The following is a 1802-nucleotide window of genomic DNA, read 5'->3' on the forward strand; positions in this document are numbered from 1 at the left end:
GGGTCTGCGAGGGTGGATGTGTCGCCGAGGGAGGCGTGGTCGTTTTCGGCGATCTTGCGCAGGATGCGGCGCATGATCTTGCCGGACCGGGTCTTGGGCAGGCCGGGGGCCCACTGGATGAGGTCGGGCCTGGCGATCGGGCCGATCTCGGTGCGGACCCATTTCTCCAGTTCGCGGCGCAACTCGTCGGAGGGCGTCTCGCCGGCCATCAGCGTGACATAGGCATAGATGCCCTGGCCTTTGATGTCGTGCGGGTAGCCCACCACCGCGGCCTCGGCGACCTTGGCATGGGCCACGAGCGCGCTCTCGACCTCCGCCGTGCCCATGCGGTGGCCGGAGACGTTGATCACGTCGTCGACGCGCCCGGTGATCCAGTAATAGCCGTCGGCGTCGCGCCGGCAGCCGTCGCCGGAGAAGTAATAGCCCTTGTACTGCTCGAAATAGGTCGACACGAACCGCTTGTGGTCGCCCCAGACGGTGCGCATCTGCCCCGGCCAGCTGTCGGCGATGGCGAGCACGCCCTCGGCCTCGGTCGTCTCGACGGGCGTGCCGCTCTCGGGGTCCAGCACCACCGGCTGCACGCCGAAGAAGGGGCGCGTGGCCGAGCCCGGCTTGGCCGCGATGGCGCCGGGCAGCGGCGTGATCATGTGCCCGCCGGTCTCGGTCTGCCACCAGGTGTCGACGATCGGGCGGCGGCCCTGGCCCACCACCTCGTTATACCAGTTCCAGGCCTCCGGGTTGATCGGCTCGCCCACCGTGCCCAGCACCTTGAGGCTGGAGAGGTCGCAGCGGTCCACGAACTCGCGGCCCTGACCCATCAGCGCGCGGATCGCGGTGGGCGCGGTGTAGAACTGGTTGACCCCGTGCTTCTCGCAGACCTCCCAGAACCGCGCCGCGTCCGGCCAGGTCGGCACGCCCTCGAACATCAGCGTCGTGGCGCCGTTGGCCAGCGGCCCGTAGACGATGTAGCTGTGGCCGGTGACCCAGCCCACATCCGCGGTGCACCAGAAGATGTCGCCGGCGTGGTAGTCGAAGACCAGCTCCTGCGTCATCGCGGCATAGAGCAGGTAGCCGCCGGATGTATGCACCACGCCCTTGGGCTTGCCGGTCGAGCCGGAGGTGTAGAGGATGAAGAGCGGGTCCTCGGCCCCCATCTCCTCGGGCGGGCAGTCGGCGGAGGCCGCCGCGGCCAGCGCGCCATAGTCGAAGTCGCGCCCCTCCACCCAGGTGGTCTGGCCGCCGGTGCGCCTGACCACCAGCACCTTGGGGTCGTGGGTGGCGTGCAGCAGCGCCGCGTCGGTATTGGCCTTGAGCGCCGTCTTGCGCCCGCCGCGCGGCGCCTCGTCGGCGGTGATCACCAGCTTGGCGTCGCTATCGTTGACCCGGTTGCCCAGCGCGTCGGGCGAGAAGCCCGCGAAGACCACCGAATGGATCGCCCCGATCCGCGCGCAGGCCAGCATCGCATAGGCCGCCTCCGGGATCATCGGCAGGTAGATCACCACCCGGTCGCCCCGGCCCACGCCCAGATCCTTGAGCACATTCGCCATCCGGCAGACATGGCCGTGCAGCTCCGCATAGGTGATGTGCCGCGCCGCGTCGCCGGGATCGTCGGGCTCCCAGATGATCGCGGTCTGCGCACCGCGCGTCTCCAGATGCCGGTCCACGCAATTGGCGCAGACATTGAGCGTGCCGTCCTCGAACCACCTGATCGACACGTCCGGATAGGCGAAGCTCGTGTTCTTCACCGTCCCGTAGGGCCGCATCCAGTCCAGACGCCCCCCAGCCTCGCCCCAGAACCCCTC

General features: G+C 69.3%; 1 protein-coding gene. It reads right to left on the reverse strand.

Going from position 1 to position 1802, the window contains the following annotated elements; genetic code table 11:
• Positions 1-1802: acetate--CoA ligase (gene acs, locus DDZ14_RS19140; protein WP_109426566.1), on the reverse strand; the 1802-nt coding region annotated here is incomplete at both ends.

The organism is Maritimibacter sp. 55A14 (assembly GCF_003122205.1).
Classification (GTDB): domain Bacteria; phylum Pseudomonadota; class Alphaproteobacteria; order Rhodobacterales; family Rhodobacteraceae; genus QEYE01.